The sequence below is a fragment of the Pseudoalteromonas luteoviolacea genome, assembly GCF_018100925.1.
GTDB classification, from domain to species: Bacteria; Pseudomonadota; Gammaproteobacteria; order Enterobacterales; family Alteromonadaceae; genus Pseudoalteromonas; species Pseudoalteromonas obscura.
Genome location: NZ_JAGJEH010000036.1, coordinates 1 through 1,984 on the forward strand (window position 1 = coordinate 1; position 1,984 = coordinate 1,984).

Consider the following 1,984-nt stretch of genomic DNA (forward strand, 5'->3'; position numbering starts at 1 on the left):
CTCAGTAGTACCTTGAGTAACTGTGTAACCTGCATCATTTGATGCGCGAAGCCCCTCAAAGTTAAAGGCGCCATTTGCATCGGTTGTGGTGCGCAGATTCACCGCTTCACCGTAAAGATCCTGACCTGTCAGCTGGATCTTAATCCCTGTAAGGACAAAGTCATTGCCGTTGTTGGTACCATCTTGGTTGATATCAACAAATACGCGACCAAAAAGCGACTTATCACCCACCTTTGGCTTTTCGGTAAAGCGGATCGCGGGCGCTGGTTCTGTGCCCACCACGACTTTTGCGACATTGCTCACTACACCTGAATTGGTACCGATATAACGATTACCCGTTTGGTAAGTGGCACTCGGTGTTTGCGTGATGGTATAGCCATCTGCATTTGATTCGATCAGGCCTTCAAAGCTGAACTCACCTTTGGCGTTAGTCGTTGTTGTGGCATTTACTGTTTGACCAAACTTATCTGTACCCGTGATTGTAACCGTGATGTCTTTTAGTAGCGTGTCATTAGAATCGACTACGCCGTCCTGATCGACATCGAAGAGCACTGTACCTGACACAGATTTATCACCGGCTTTTGGTTTTTCAGTAAAGCGGATCGCAGGCGTTGGATCTGTGCCCACCACGACTTTAGCGACATTGCTTACCACACCCGAATCGCTACCAATATAGCGATTACCCGTTTGGTAAGTGGCACTGGGTGTTTGCGTAATGGTGTAACCATCTGCATTTGATTCGATCAGGCCTGTAAAGCTGAACTCACCTTTGGCATTGGTCGTTACACTCAGGTTTACTGCCTGACCAAACTTATCCGTACCCGTGATTGTGACCGTGATGTCTTTTAATAGCGCGTCATTAGAATCGACCACGCCGTCCTGATCGACATCGAAGAACACGGTACCTAAAATAGATTTATCACCCGATTTTGGTTTTTCTGTAAAGCGGATCGCTGGGGTTGGATCTGTGCCCACCGCAACTTTTGCGATATTGCTGATGACGCCGGCTTCATTGCCAATATAACGATTACCCGTTTGGTAAATCCCGCTTGGTGTTTGCGTGATGGTATAACCATCAGTATTTGATCCAATCAGGCCAGTAAAACTGAACTCACCTGTGGCGTTAGTCGTTGTTGTGGCATTTACTGTTTGACCAAACTTATCGGTACCTGTGATTGTGACTGGGATGTCTTTTAAAAACGCATCATTTGAATCGACTACGCCGTCTTGCTCGACATCGAAGAATACGGTACCTGAAATAGATTTATCACCGGCTTTTGGCTTTTCTGTAAAGCGGATCGCAGGGGTTGGATCTGTGCCCACCACAACTTTTGCGACATTGCTCACTACACCTGAATTGGTACCGATATAACGATTACCTGTTTGGTAAATCGAACTTGGTGTTTGCGTAATGGTATAACCATCTGCATTTGATTCAATCAGGCCAGTAAAGCTGAACTCACCTTTGGCATTAGTCGTTGTTGCGGAATTTACTGCCTGACCAAACTTATCGGTACCCGTGATTGTGACTGGGATGTCTTTTAGTAGCGCATCATTTGAATCGACTACACCATCTTGGTCCACATCAAAGAATACGGTACCTGAAATAGACTTATCACCGGCCTTAGGTTTTTCTGTAAAGCGGATCGCAGGGGTAGGATCTGTGCCCACCACGACTTTTGCGACATTGCTCACTACGCCTGAATTGGTACCGATATAACGATTACCTGTTTGGTAAATCCCGCTTGGTGTTTGCGTGATGGTATAACCATCAGTATTTGATTCAATCAAACCAGTAAAGCTGAACTCACCTTTGGCATTGGTCGTTACACTCTGCTTTACTGCCTGACCATACTTATCCGTACCCGTGATTGTGACTGTGATCTCTTTTAATCGCGCGTCATTAGAATCGACTACGCCGTCCTGATCGACATCGAAGAACACGGTACCCGAAACAGATTTATCTCCCGCTTTTGGCTTTTCT

At 46.1% G+C, this 1,984-nt stretch carries 1 protein-coding gene; it reads right to left on the reverse strand.

All coding sequences use genetic code 11. The annotated features are described in order from the left end of the window. On the reverse strand, positions 1–1,984 hold a 1,984-nt coding region (locus tag J8M00_RS27885; protein ID WP_211013632.1), incomplete at both ends, for an SdrD B-like domain-containing protein.